Source organism: Vogesella alkaliphila (assembly GCF_014652475.1).
In the GTDB taxonomy this organism is placed as follows: Bacteria; Pseudomonadota; Gammaproteobacteria; order Burkholderiales; family Chromobacteriaceae; genus Vogesella; species Vogesella alkaliphila.
Genome location: NZ_BMYW01000005.1, coordinates 85731 through 98060 on the forward strand (window position 1 = coordinate 85731; position 12330 = coordinate 98060).

Genomic DNA, 12330 nt, shown 5'->3' on the forward strand with positions numbered 1-12330 from the left:
CTAGCTAGCGGTCAGAGAAAGTTGCCAGTAGGCCACGTCCAGCCAGCGGCCGAACTTGCGGCCAACCTGTTCGAACAGTGCCACCTGCTTGAAGCCCAGCGCGCGGTGCAGCGCATCGCTGGCCGGGTTGGGCTGCGCCACGCCGCCGATCACCGTGCGCAGCCCCAGCGCGGTGAGCCGTTGCAGCAGCTCGCGGTACAGCAGCTTGCCCAGGCCCTGGCCCACGGTGGCCTGGCGCAGGTAGATGCTGGCTTCCACGCTGTGGCGGTAGGCCGGGCGCACGCGCCAGCGGCTGGCGTAGGCGTAGCCGAACAGCTCGCCGTCCTCGGCTTCGGCCACCAGCCACGGCAGGCCCTGTGCCTGGGTGGCGGCGATGCGCTCGGCCATGTCCGCCACGCTCACCGGCTGTTCCTCGAACGAGATGGTGGTGTACTCGATGTAGGGGTTGTAGATGTCGCAGATGGCGGCGGCGTCGGCCGGGGTTGCCTCGCGGATGATCAGCTCGCTCATGCGGCCTCCAGGTAGGCGCCGTGCACCTCGGCCCCCAGTGCGTGGATCTGGCTGAGAAACTGCGCCAGGTAGGCATGCAGCCCGCCGGCGAGAATGCTGTCGATCTGGTCGTAGCACAGCTCGGCATGCAGGGTTGCGGCCAACCTTTTGGCGCGGTGGCCGGTGTCGCCCTGGATGCGCGGCAACAGCTCGGCGATCTCGTCCACGCAGGCGCGCAGCGAGCGCGGCACGTCCGGGCGCAGGATCAGCAGCTCGGCCACGCGCCGCGCGCTGAGGCTGTCGCGGTACAGCTCGTGGTAGGCCTCGAAGGCGCCCAGCGAGCGCAGCAGCGCGCCCCACAGGTAGAAATCCGCCGCGCTGTCGTCCAGCTCATGGCCCACCAGGTGCGACTTCACATCGATCAGCCGCGCGGTGTTGTCGGCGCGTTCCAGGAAGGTGCCAAGGCGGATGAAGGAAAACGCGTCGTTGCGCTGGATGGTGCCGTAGGTGGTGCCGCGGAACAGGTGCGAGCGCTCCTTCACCCAGTCGAAGAATCCGGCCAGCGGTCGGCCTTCGGCCGCCATCTGCCGCGCTTCCAGCCAGCTGGCGTTGATGTTCTCCCACATCTCGCCGGTGATCTTGCCGCGCACGGCGTGGGCGTTTTCGCGGGCGTATTTCAGGCAGCTGATGATGCTGGCCGGGTTGGCCGCATCGAAGGTCATGAAGTGCAGCACGTCGGCAGCGGCAAGCTGCGGGTGGCGGGCGCGGCAGGCGTCCAGTGCGCCGGTGGTGGCCAGCGCGGCGGCAATGTCGGCGCCGCCGCGGGATTGCGGCAGCAGCGACAGGCTGTGGGTCACGTCTAGCAGGCGCGCCAGGTTTTCGGCGCGCTCCATGTAGCGGCTCATCCAGTACAGCTGGGAAGCGGTGCGCGAGAGCATCATGATCAGTCCTCCAGAATCCAGGTGTCCTTGGTGCCGCCGCCCTGCGACGAATTCACCACCAGCGAGCCTTCCTTGAGTGCCACCCGCGTCAGCCCGCCGGCCACCATGCTGATCTCGCGGCCGGACAGCACGAAGGGGCGCAGGTCGATGTGGCGCGGCGCGATGCCGGCCTCTACGAAGGTGGGGCAGGACGACAGGCACAGCGTCGGCTGCGCAATGTAGTTGCTCGGGTCGGCGAGGATGCGCTGGCGGAAGTCCTCAATCTCTGCGTTGCTGGCGGCCGGGCCGATCAGCATGCCGTAGCCGCCGGCGCCGTGGACTTCCTTCACCACCAGCTCGGCCAGGTTGTTCAGTACGTGGTCCAGCTCCGCCGGGCGGCGGCACATCCAGGTGGGCACGTTCTGCAGCAGCGGCTCCTCGCTCAGATAGAAGCGGATCATGTCCGGCACATAGGGGTAGATGGACTTGTCGTCCGCCACGCCGGTGCCGATGGCATTGGCCAGGATCACGCCGCCGCTGCGGTACACCGACAGCAGCCCCGGCACGCCCAGCATGCTGTCGGCGCGGAAGGCCAGCGGGTCGAGGAAGGCGTCATCGATGCGGCGGTAGATCACGTCCACCTGCTTGTGGCCGGCGGTGGTGCGCATGTACACGCGGTTGTGCTTCACAAACAGGTCCTGGCCTTCCACCAGCTCCACGCCCATCTGCTGCGCCAGGAAGGCGTGCTCGAAATAGGCACTGTTGTGGTGGCCGGGGGTGAGCACCACCACGGTGGGGTTTTCCGCCAGGCTGGCGTGGCGCAGGGTGTTCAGCAGCAGGGTGGGGTAATGCTGTACCGGCGCCACCGCGTGGCTGGCGAACAGTTCCGGGAACAGCCGCATCATCATCTTGCGGTTTTCCAGCATGTAGGACACGCCGGAGGGCACGCGCAGATTGTCTTCCAGCACGTAGAAGTTGCCGTCGTTGTGGCGGATCACATCCACGCCGGTGATGTGCGCATAGATGCGGTGCGGCAGGTCCAGCCCCTGCATCGCCGGCTGGTACTGGCTGTTGGAGAACACCTGCTCGGCCGGGATGATGCCGGCCTTCACGATGTGCTGCTCGTGGTAGATGTCGTGCAGGAAGGCGTTCAGCGCGGTGACGCGCTGGCGCATGCCGGCCTCCAGCGTGCGCCAGTCGCTGGCGGGAATGATGCGCGGCACGCTGTCGAAGGGAATCAGCCGTTCGGCGCCGGAATCGTCGCCGTACACGGCGAAGGTGATGCCGACGCGGTGGAACATCAGATCGGCTTCGGCACGCTTGCGTGCCAGGGTCTGCGGCGACTGCGAGTGCAGCCAGTGGGCAAAGTCGCGGTAGTGCGGGCGGATACCGCCGCTGGCGAGCAGCATTTCGTCGTAGTGGTGCGCTTCGGGCAAGGTCAGGGCATGCATGGCGCGGTCTCCTGCTGTTCATCGTCATGAGCCGTTCAGCAAGCCGCGTGCCAGTGTCCGGCCTATCGAAATGCCCATGGCGCAGCGGCGGCGCGCACCGAAATAATGCAGGCATCGGCGGTGCCGAAAATCATGTGTCATGCTGGTGCGGCATGCCCCGTTCGCGTGCCGCGCAGCGCCGTGGCAGCAGTGCTTGAAACGTGGCAGGCATACTCTTATGCTGCTGTTTACTTTATCCAGATAGCGGCCATGCCATGCACGCTTCCCCTGTTGCGGCCAACCTTGCCGCGTCGGCCGATCCGCTGGCCGCCAGCGACCATGCCTTGCCGCTTGGCGTGCTGCTGCAGCGCTCGCCGGCGCGCTGGCAGCTGCTGCTGGCCTGGCTGCTGTCGCTGGCGCTATGCCTGTGGCTGGGCGTGGTCGAGCTGTATGCCGGCTGGTACGGCTACAGCGTGCACTTTGGCGAGCTGGATTTCGTGATCAGCATCTACCCACCGCTGACCATCGCCACCCTGTGGGTGTTGTGGTTCGGCTACGCCTGGGGCGCCAGCCTCGCCTATCTCTCCACCTTGCTGGTCGCCTACCTGTCCGGGTTGTCGCCGGGCTGGGCCTTGCTGTTTGCCTGTTCCAATCCGCTGGGCTTGCTGGTGATGTCGCTGGTGTACCGCCACGTCGGGGTGCGCTATGTGCCGTCGTCGCTGCCGGCCGCGCTGTTCTTCGTCACCATCTGCTTCATCTCCGCGGTGTCCAGCGCCACCGGCTCCTTCATCTGGAGCTACAGCAACAAGCTGTCGGCGATGGGCGCCTTCGCGGTGTGGCAGGGCTGGTGGTCGGGCAATTTCCTGCAGACGGTGCTGACCTGCGGCCCGCTGCTGCTGCTGGGTACGCCCGCGGTGCGGCGCTGGCGCGAGCAACGTTGGCCGCAGCGCGCCGCGACGGCGCCGGCGCAACGCTGGGTGGGGCTGGTGGCGGTGTTCGCGCTGTGCGGCGTGCTGGGCTTCCTGTGGCTGTCGTTCTGGCTGGCGGACCGCAGCGTGGCGGCGCAGGTCGGCGACAGCGCGCAGGCGTGGCAGCAGCGCGCGATGCTGTATCGCGACTCGGCGATGGCGGTGTACTGGGTGCTGTCGGTGCTGATGCTGGCGCTGGTGTTCCTCGGCTACCGCTTCTTCCGCCAGCGCACGCTGCAGCTGCAGCAGGCAGCGCAGAGCGTGGCCTTCGAGCGCGACTGGGCGCTGCAGCGGCAGCAGGAGGCGGAACACGCGCACCAGGCGCTGCAGACGCTGAACCGCGAGCTGGCGGTGCGCATGGCCGAGGTGGAGCAGCTGCAGCAACAGCTGCAGGATCAGGCGCGGCGCGATCCGCTGACCCGGCTCTACAACCGCCGCTACCTACACGAACGGCTGCCGGTCGAGCTGCAGCACGCCAACCATCTCGGGCAGTCGCTGTGCCTGGTGCTGATCGACCTCGATCACTTCAAGGCGGTCAACGACCGGTACGGCCACGCGATGGGCGACGCGGTGCTGAAGGTGCTGGCGACGCTGTTTGCCGGCCGCCTGCGCGCCGCCGATTTCGCGGTGCGCTACGGCGGCGAGGAGTTCTGCCTGGTGCTGCCCGGCTGCGACATCGCCGGCGCCGCCGCCTGCGTCGCCGAGCTGCAGCAGGCCTACGCCGACTGCCGCGTGGCCGGTGATAACGGCGAGCTGCAGGGATTGCGTTTCTCCGCCGGCATCGCCAGCTATCCGGCCCACGGCAGCGACGAGGAGACGCTGCTGCGCGAGGCCGACGCCGCGCTGTACCAGGCCAAGGCGGCCGGCCGCAACTGCGTGCGCTATCGCGGCTGAGCTGCAGTGAGCTTGCCGCCGCGCGCGCGGACGGGTACAACGGCGCTTTGCCACCCGTTTTCATTCCCTCATGACCCCATCCGATATCCGCGCCGCCGCCATCACCCTCGCGGCGCGCCGCCTCAGCGGTAGCCAGGGCCCGCTGCTGGCCGACGCCCAGGCGCCGCAGACGCCGGCCGACGCGCTGGCGATCCAGCAGGCCGTCTCCGGCCTGCTCAACGACGCCATCGGCGGCTGGAAGTGCGGCCTGCCGGACGGCGACAAGACCGTCGCCGCGCCGATCTACGCGACCACTATTCATACTGCCGCGCCGTGCCCGGTGTGGCTGCGCGACGGCGCGGTGCGCGTCGAGCCGGAGCTGGCCTTCGTCTTCGACGGCGGCCTGCCGCTGCGCGCCGAGCCTTATTCCGAGGCCGAGATCCGTGCCGCCATCACCCGTGTGCATCTGGCGCTGGAGCTGATCGACAGCCGCTACCTGCCGCTGCCGAAGCCGCCGTTCCTGCAGTCGCTCGCCGACGGCCTGGTCAACCAGGGCCTGCTGCTGGGGCCGCAGGTCGATCGTGACGCCGCCTTTGCGGCCAAGGTATTGGCGCTGACGCTGAATCAGGGCGAGCGCGAGGAAACACTGGCCGGCGTACACCCGGCCGGCGATCCGCTGGCGCCGCTGTACTGGCTGCAGGGCTTCCTCGCCGCGCGTGGCGAGGCGATTCTGCCGGGACAGGTGGTGATCACCGGCTCCTATGCTGGTGTGCTGACGCTGGCGCCGGAGTGCGAGGCGAGCCTGCGCTACGGCGAGCTGGGCCAGCTAAGCGCCTGTTTTAGCGCGCGATAACCGCCGATGGTAGCGCGATCGCCGGTTGGCGGCCGCTGTCAGCGCCTGGCACTGGATACAATATTTAAATTGCTATAAGTTATATAAAAACAAATGTTTGCAATTTTGCGACATAAGGGTAGGATGGTGCATCGCAGCGATTGACACAAACGAATGTATATTGTTCAATTGTGTACAACAACTTGATTAACGCCGATTTGAACACAGCTTGCGGGCGTAAAACAGCTAAAGCGTGGGGATTGTTTTACCAAACGATTCTCCCAATTTTCGATACCGAAGATTCCACGTGATAAAGCCCGCCAGCGCAAACCCGGCGGGCTTTATTGCTTCGGAGTCCAGGATGATTCACCTCAAAAACGTACACAAGCGCTTCCGTCGCCCCGAAGGCGGCTGGTTTGACGCCGTGCGCGACACCACCCTCCACATCAAGGCGGGCGAGATTTTCGGCCTGATCGGGTTTTCCGGCGCCGGCAAATCCACGCTGCTGCGACTGATCAACCTGCTGGAACGTCCCGACCACGGCAGCGTCAATGTCGACGGCCGCGATCTGACCGGCCTGTCCGCCGCCGAGCTGCGCCGCGCGCGCCAGAATATCGGCATGGTGTTCCAGCAGTTCAACCTGATGGCCAACCGCACGGTGGCGGCCAACATCGCCTTTCCGCTGGAGATCGCCGGCTGGAGCCGCGCGGATATTGATCAACGCGTGGCGGAGTGCCTGGACATCGTCGGCCTCGCCGACCGCGCCGGCCACTATCCGGCACAGCTGTCCGGCGGCCAGAAGCAGCGCGTCGGCATCGCCCGCGCACTGGCGCCGCGGCCGCACGTGATCCTCGCCGATGAGCCGACCTCGGCGCTGGACCCGAAAACCACGCAGTCCATCCTCGACTGCCTGCAGGACATCAACGCCCGTTTCGGCGTCACCGTGGTGATCGTCACCCACGAAATGCACGTCATCCGCTCCATCTGCCACCGCGCCGCCTTGCTCGACGCCGGCGAAGTGGTCGAGCTGCTGGACGTCACCGACAAACAGGTCGCGGCGCGCTCGGCGCTGGCCAAATCGCTGCTGGAGGCCGCATAAATGGACGAACAACTGACGCTTGCCCAGGCGCTGACCAACCTGTCGGATCTCGCGCCGGAAATCTGGCAGGCCAGCGTGGAAACCGGGCTGATGCTGGCCATCGGCCTCTCCGTGGCCATCGTGGTCGGCGGCCCGCTGGGCATCCTGCTGTACCTGACGCAGCCGGGACAGCTGTTCGCCAACCGCGCCGTCAACGGCGTGGTCGGCTGGTTCGTCAACCTGGTGCGCTCCTTCCCGTTCATCATCCTGATGGTGTCGCTGGTGCCGCTGACGCGGCTGCTGGTCGGCTCCACCATCGGCCCGGTCGCCGCCGCGGTGCCGCTGTCGTTCGCCGCCATCCCGTACTTTGCGCGGCTGGTGGAGCAGACGCTGCGCGAGATCCCGCGCGGCGTGATCGAGGCGGCCGAGGCGATGGGCGCCAGCCCGGCGCAGATCATCTGGAAGGTGTTGCTGGGCGAGGCCCGCGCCGGCCTGATCTCCAGCCTGACCATCCTCACCATCAGCTTCCTCAGCTATTCGGCGGTGGCCGGCGTGGTCGGCGGCGGCGGCATCGGTGACCTGGCCATCCGTTACGGCTACTACCGCTTCCAGACCGAGGTGATGGTGGCGATGGTGCTGCTGCTGGTGGTGATCGTGCAGATCATCCAGTTTGCCGGCAACCGCCTCGCGGCTCGCCTCGACAAGCGTTAAGCACTCAATTTAAAGCGGCGGGCGTTCACGCAGACGCCACGCCATTGGACAAAGCCTCTCACAAGGAGAACACCATGCGCAGACTCGTACTGAAATCCATCGCTGTTGCCGCCATCGGCCTGACCGCTGCGGCCAACGTTTACGCTGCCGACCCGGCGAAAAAGGAAATCACCATCGGCACCACCGTTGGCGACTTCGGCGACCAGGTGAAACTGCAGATCAAGCCGCTGCTGGAAAAGCAGGGCTACAGCGTGAAACTGGTGGAATTCACCGACTACGTGCGCCCGAACCTGGCGCTGCAGGAAGGCTCGCTGGACGTCAACGTGTTCCAGCACAAGCCTTACCTCGACAACTTCGCCCGTGAAAACAAGCTGCAGCTGAAGGAAGTGTTCCAGGTGCCGACCGCGCCGCTGGGCATCTACGCCGGCAAGCTGAAGTCGCTGAAGGACGTGAAAGTCGGCAGCACCCTGGCGGCACCGAACGATCCGTCCAACTTCGCCCGCGCGCTGGTGATGCTGAACGATCTGGGCTGGGTCAAGCTGAAGAAGGGCATCAACCCGCTGACCGCGTCGGAAAAGGACATCGAAGTCAACGTCAAGAAGATCAAGATCGTGCCGCTGGAAGCCGCGCAACTGCCGCGCTCGCGCGCCGATGTTGACTTCGCGGTGGTGAACGGCAACTACGCCGTCAGCTCCGGCATCAAGCTGACCGAAGCCGTGTACCAGGAAAAGAGCTACGCCTACGTGAACTGGGGCGTGGTGCGCGCGGCTGACGTGAACAAGCCGTGGGCCAAGGACGTGATCGCCGCCTACAACTCGCCGGCGTTCCGCGCCTGGGCGAAGCAGAAGTTTGCCGGCTACAAGTTCCCGGCCAACTGGAAGTAAACGTTTTATCCGCGCTGATTGCTGATTGCTGATGGCAGCGGCGCGGCGGTTTTCCTTGAAACACTCCTGGCATTCAAGGCTGCTCGGCGGATCCTGCGATCCGCCATTTTTTTTTTGGCTATGTCTCAGTGACGGGGGCCAGGGTTGGCCGCAGGTCGTGCTGCTGCAGTGCCGCGCGGCCCGCGTTATGATGCCTGTCATCGTCAACGCCCGCGAGGTCCCGCCATGAGCCAGTTTGTTTCTTCCATTGCCGCCGATGACGGCGACGGCCTCAGTCTCGATTTTGCCCTCGGCCTGTATGCCAGCAACCGCCTGCTGCTGTCGCGCCACGACGACGACGCCCTGCCGGCGGACGAGCGCGGCATCGTGATGACCAGCGATGACGACGATCCCAACGAGCGTCTGCTGTCGGTGGTGTGGGGCAGTACCAGCGTGGTGCTGCTCAGCAGCCACAAGGAATACGTGCTGGACGTGTCGCACGTCGGCGCCGGCGAGCTGGCGGCGGCGCGGGCGATGCTGACGCGCATGAATCACGACGCGGTGGTCACCGTGGATGAATAAAGGGCACCTCGAAAAACCCCTGCTTTCGTTGCGATACGGCGTTACTCGCGAAAAATTCCTCCTTGCCTATCAACCCTATACAGCGTCGGAATTTTGCGCTCGCGCCTTGTCTCGCTTGGAAACCAGGGCTTTTCGAGGCACCCTAAACTTGTTGCGGCCAACCTTGGCCGCAGCCGTAAAAAAGCCCCGCACTGGCGGGGCTTTGTCGTGTGATGGCGCCGGGTGGCAGCAGGCGGGTGGCTTAGCCGCGCATGCGGCGCAGCACCTCTTCCTTGCCGATCAGCGCCAGCACCGCGTCCACCGACGGCGTCTGCGCGGTGCCGCAGACCAGCACGCGCAGCGGCATGCCCAGCTGGCCCATCTTGATGCCTTCGTCGGCGCAGAACGGCTTGAACAGCTCGTGGATGCTCTCGGCGGTCCAGCTGTCCAGTGCGGCCAGGCGCTCGGCAAAGCGCAGCATGCGCGCGTGGCTGTCGGCGGACAGGTGTTTTTCCACGTCGGCGGCGGCCGGCTCGCGCTTGGCGTAGAAGTAGTCCACTTCCTGTGCCAGCGCGTTGAGGTCCTGCACGCGCTCCTTCACCAGCGCGACCACGTCCGACAGCGCCGGGCCGGCGCTGGTGTCAACGTTGGCCGCAGCCAGGCGGCCGGCGATCAGTCCGGCCAGGCGAGCGTTGTCGGCGGCCTTGATGTACTGCGCGTTCAGCCACAGGAATTTCTCGTGGTTGAAGCGGCTGGGCGAGCCGCTGACCGCTTCCAGCGTGAACCACTCCACGAACTGCTTCATGTCGAACAGCTCGTCGTCGCCGTGGCCCCAGCCCAGGCGCGCCAGGTAGTTCAGCAGCGCTTCCGGCAGGATGCCCTTGTCGGCGTAGTCCACCACGCTCACCGCGTCGCGGCGCTTGGACATCTTCTGGCCGTCCTCGTTGAGGATCATCGGCAGGTGGCCGTACACCGGCAGCGGCGCGTTCAGCGCCTTCAGGATGTTGATCTGGCGCGGGGTGTTGTTGACGTGGTCGTCGCCGCGGATCACGTGGGTGATGTTCATGTCCCAGTCGTCCACCACCACACAGAAGTTGTAGGTCGGGCTGCCGTCCGGGCGCGCGATGATCAGGTCGTCCAGCTCGGTGTTGGCGAACTCGATGCGGCCCTTGACCGCGTCGTCCCACGCCACCACGCCGTCCAGCGGGTTCTTGAAGCGGATCACCGGCTGCACGCCGGCCGGTGGCGGCGGCAGGGTCTTGCCGGCCTCCGGGCGCCAGCGGCGGTCGTAGCGCGGCTTCTCGCCCTTGGCTTCCTGCTCGGCGCGCAGCGCTTCCAGCTCTTCCTTGCTGCAGTAGCACGGGTAGGCGTGGCCGGATGCCAGCAGCTGCTGGATCACTTCCTTGTAGCGGTCAAAGCGCTGCGTCTGGTAGAACGGGCCTTCGTCGTAGTCGAGGCCGACCCAGTGCATGCCGTCGAGGATGGCCTTGACCGATTCCGGGGTCGAGCGCTCCAGGTCGGTGTCTTCGATGCGCAGCACGAAGGTGCCGCCGTGTTTGCGGGCAAACGCCCAGGAGAACAGCGCGGTGCGGACACCGCCGATGTGCAGGAAGCCGGTCGGGCTGGGGGCAAAGCGAGTGCGGATCATGTTTGGATGGCCAGCGAATGCGGAAAAACGGCTATTGTACGCTGCCGGCAAAATGGCGGGCAAACCGTCGCCGTCGCGGAGGCGCTTTCCGCCGCATCGCGGTCGCTTGCGGCCAACGTTGGCCGCCATGCAAAAAGCCCGTTACCGAGGTAACGGGCTTTTCCTGTTCTGGCGTGCCAACGATGATGAACATGGGCACTGGCAAACAACACTATTCATTGCTTCACAAACAACTAGCTGGACGAAGGCGTGAGTGCTGGACTATGCTGACAGCACAAATCGAATGCTAGCGGCTTGTGATAAGCCTAAGCATCCTTAACGCCTCAAGAGATGACTCGTCGAGCGAGACTGGCAGTCTTGGATGCTTTCACCAGAGCTATTCTGGTTTGCTGGCACTTGGGAAGTTAGCGCGACGCTACTTCGGTCCGTATACAGGAGGCCACCTCTGGCTGTCATACGGCATAACCTTGAAGTTAAAGGTCATGCAATGCCTGTGCTCAATAGCAATATCAAACCCGCCTCCTTGGCTGTCCATAAGCAGCTTTCTTACGAACAATTGCTTGCCGCCTGGCTTTCCAGTGCTGGTTGGGAAGTGCTTATTCCCGCAATCGATCATGGCAAAAAAACAGATCTCGTTATTGCTGATGACGATCACTATTACCGAATTCAGGTAAAAAGCATCGAGTCAAATGATGAGTCTTGTTATGTCGAGAACAAGTGGAAGGGGGTGAATATTGATTTTGTCGTCTACTTTTCCAGAACCGCTGAGTGGGGTTATATAGCGCCGGCGTTTTCAGAGGCAAGGCGCCGTTTAGATCATCCTTCCAATGTTCGATTTCATCAACACCCAAAGCATTTTCTAAAGGCATTTTCGAAGATATGAAAAAAGCCACCTTGCGGTGGCTTTTTATATGTCTGGCGTATCAACGAGGATGGGACTGATCACTGAGGAATGGGGTTTTTCGCGAATATATTGGCTTCGCAGTTTAATATGATGCGGTTTCTTTTGGTTTCTGATGGTGCGAAATGAAATTACGCATAAAATCAATTAGGCATGGGGGGGTAGAGGCGTACGCCGCCATGTTTGATAGTAAGTGTTGACTAAAGGCTGGGTTTTCTAATCGTAAGTTTACTCCGTATTTTTCTTTAATTATTTTTGAAAAGTAACCATTTTGTGCTAAGCCCTCAATGGCAGTAATCATGAATAATATTTGCTGCTTTCCTCTAAATCTATTATGGGCTTGGCTTTTTATTGATGCCCATTCTTGATTGCAGCTGCCAAATTTTTTAATTTTCCCTCGTGATTTGATGGTGTCAAAGTATTTCTTTCGCTTTATTATCCTGACGTCTAGGTTTTTATCTAGTGTGGTTTTTATTTTTACAATGTCATCGAGAGCTGTCTTTGTATCTCGCGCTTCATGCCGTGTGTAAAAAAAAGCAAGGTTTGTTAGTGTTAGTCTCAGGTTGTTACAGTATTCATTGCTTTTGCTTATGAATTCATCAAGTAGCTCCTGTTTGATTTTTGCGGTTTCTACTCCATTTATTTCTGTGCCGCTAAGGCCGCATTGTGCTTCAAGAGTTCTCTTAAATGCAGTGGCTGTGCAGTAAAGGTTTTCTATTGAGTATGTTGGTGTGGTGTAAAGATCGGTTAATATTATTTGATCGTCGAAATCTCTATCAACAAAAAATGCAGTGAAATCATTTTTGTATATGTTATTTTCTCTAATTTTATCTCGTAATTTTAATACATTGCTCTTTCCTTGAACGGACATCGCCTCCCAGTGGTCCGAAAATGCGCTGCTAAATCTAGATGTGTAATATTTTGGATCATCTTTTCCTTCGATAATAAAAACTGGATTTCTGTAATTTGTTTTTCTTCTTATTTCGATGTATTTTTGAAAATGAACTTCTGTTGATTTTTTCTGTTCAGTTAAAAATGCTACACGATTTGACATGG

At 62.4% G+C, this 12330-nt stretch carries 12 protein-coding genes; 7 read left to right on the top strand and 5 right to left on the bottom strand.

Annotated features, from left to right (window positions below):
* From IE100_RS09030 to IE100_RS09040, 3 genes are read right to left on the bottom strand one after another with little or no spacing between them, the layout of a single operon-like run.
* A complete protein-coding gene (locus IE100_RS09030; RefSeq protein ID WP_189373765.1) occupies positions 1 to 510 on the bottom strand; it encodes an arsinothricin resistance N-acetyltransferase ArsN1 family B in 510 nt (169 codons plus the stop codon).
* Positions 507 to 1430, bottom strand: a complete 924-nt coding sequence (locus tag IE100_RS09035) for an alpha-E domain-containing protein (protein WP_229800309.1) — start codon at positions 1428 to 1430, stop codon at positions 507 to 509. Before IE100_RS09035 ends, IE100_RS09030 begins: the two co-directional genes overlap by 4 nt.
* A 2-nt stretch (positions 1431 to 1432) precedes the next feature.
* Positions 1433 to 2860 carry a circularly permuted type 2 ATP-grasp protein gene (locus IE100_RS09040; RefSeq protein WP_189373766.1) on the bottom strand — a complete coding sequence of 476 codons (1428 nt, stop codon included), beginning with the start codon at positions 2858 to 2860 and terminating at the stop codon, positions 1433 to 1435.
* A 254-nt stretch (positions 2861 to 3114) separates the two neighbouring features.
* Here IE100_RS09040 and IE100_RS09045 point away from each other — a divergent pair, with 254 nt between their 5' ends.
* The 6 genes from IE100_RS09045 to IE100_RS09070 all read left to right on the top strand — a co-directional run bounded on the left by IE100_RS09045 (position 3115) and on the right by IE100_RS09070 (position 8746).
* Positions 3115 to 4701: a GGDEF domain-containing protein gene (locus IE100_RS09045; RefSeq protein WP_189373767.1), complete on the top strand. Its 1587-nt coding sequence runs from the start codon at positions 3115 to 3117 to the stop codon at positions 4699 to 4701.
* Positions 4702 to 4771: 70 nt separating this feature from the next.
* Complete coding sequence (locus IE100_RS09050) at positions 4772 to 5533, top strand: hypothetical protein (protein WP_189373768.1); 762 nt, start codon at positions 4772 to 4774, stop codon at positions 5531 to 5533.
* A gap of 340 nt (positions 5534 to 5873) precedes the next feature.
* Positions 5874 to 6611 (top strand): methionine ABC transporter ATP-binding protein, encoded by a 738-nt coding sequence (locus IE100_RS09055; RefSeq protein WP_189373769.1) that lies wholly within the window; start codon positions 5874 to 5876, stop codon positions 6609 to 6611.
* Entirely contained in the window at positions 6612 to 7301 is a 690-nt protein-coding gene (locus tag IE100_RS09060; protein ID WP_189373770.1) for a methionine ABC transporter permease, read from the top strand.
* 74 nt (positions 7302 to 7375) lie between these two features.
* Positions 7376 to 8185, top strand: a complete 810-nt coding sequence (locus IE100_RS09065; RefSeq protein WP_189373771.1) for a MetQ/NlpA family ABC transporter substrate-binding protein — start codon at positions 7376 to 7378, stop codon at positions 8183 to 8185.
* 225 nt (positions 8186 to 8410) lie between these two features.
* Positions 8411 to 8746 carry a hypothetical protein gene (locus tag IE100_RS09070; RefSeq protein WP_189373772.1) on the top strand — a complete coding sequence of 112 codons (336 nt, stop codon included), beginning with the start codon at positions 8411 to 8413 and terminating at the stop codon, positions 8744 to 8746.
* 241 nt (positions 8747 to 8987) lie between these two features.
* Here IE100_RS09070 and gltX read toward each other — a convergent pair whose 3' ends face one another.
* Positions 8988 to 10373, bottom strand: a complete 1386-nt coding sequence (gltX, locus tag IE100_RS09075) for a glutamate--tRNA ligase (protein ID WP_189373773.1) — start codon at positions 10371 to 10373, stop codon at positions 8988 to 8990.
* 487 nt (positions 10374 to 10860) lie between these two features.
* Between gltX and IE100_RS09080 the strand changes: the two genes are divergently transcribed.
* Positions 10861 to 11256, top strand: a complete 396-nt coding sequence (locus IE100_RS09080; protein ID WP_189373774.1) for a group I intron-associated PD-(D/E)XK endonuclease — start codon at positions 10861 to 10863, stop codon at positions 11254 to 11256.
* Positions 11257 to 11359: 103 nt separating this feature from the next.
* Here IE100_RS09080 and IE100_RS09085 read toward each other — a convergent pair whose 3' ends face one another.
* Positions 11360 to 12328 carry a DUF4435 domain-containing protein gene (locus IE100_RS09085; RefSeq protein ID WP_189373775.1) on the bottom strand — a complete coding sequence of 323 codons (969 nt, stop codon included), beginning with the start codon at positions 12326 to 12328 and terminating at the stop codon, positions 11360 to 11362.
* Positions 12329 to 12330 lie beyond the last annotated feature (2 nt).

Bases quoted from the DNA above. Each gene is read 5' to 3' on its own strand.
- IE100_RS09030 (WP_189373765.1), bottom strand. From the start codon at position 510: ATGAGCGAGCTGATCATCCGCGAGGCAACCCCGGCCGACGCCGCCGCC.
- IE100_RS09035 (WP_229800309.1), bottom strand. From the start codon at position 1,430: ATGATGCTCTCGCGCACCGCTTCCCAGCTGTACTGGATGAGCCGCTAC.
- IE100_RS09040 (WP_189373766.1), bottom strand. From the start codon at position 2,860: ATGCATGCCCTGACCTTGCCCGAAGCGCACCACTACGACGAAATGCTG.
- IE100_RS09045 (WP_189373767.1), top strand. From the start codon at position 3,115: ATGCACGCTTCCCCTGTTGCGGCCAACCTTGCCGCGTCGGCCGATCCG.
- IE100_RS09050 (WP_189373768.1), top strand. From the start codon at position 4,772: ATGACCCCATCCGATATCCGCGCCGCCGCCATCACCCTCGCGGCGCGC.
- IE100_RS09055 (WP_189373769.1), top strand. From the start codon at position 5,874: ATGATTCACCTCAAAAACGTACACAAGCGCTTCCGTCGCCCCGAAGGC.
- IE100_RS09060 (WP_189373770.1), top strand. From the start codon at position 6,612: ATGGACGAACAACTGACGCTTGCCCAGGCGCTGACCAACCTGTCGGAT.
- IE100_RS09065 (WP_189373771.1), top strand. From the start codon at position 7,376: ATGCGCAGACTCGTACTGAAATCCATCGCTGTTGCCGCCATCGGCCTG.
- IE100_RS09070 (WP_189373772.1), top strand. From the start codon at position 8,411: ATGAGCCAGTTTGTTTCTTCCATTGCCGCCGATGACGGCGACGGCCTC.
- gltX (WP_189373773.1), bottom strand. From the start codon at position 10,373: ATGATCCGCACTCGCTTTGCCCCCAGCCCGACCGGCTTCCTGCACATC.
- IE100_RS09080 (WP_189373774.1), top strand. From the start codon at position 10,861: ATGCCTGTGCTCAATAGCAATATCAAACCCGCCTCCTTGGCTGTCCAT.
- IE100_RS09085 (WP_189373775.1), bottom strand. From the start codon at position 12,328: ATGTCAAATCGTGTAGCATTTTTAACTGAACAGAAAAAATCAACAGAA.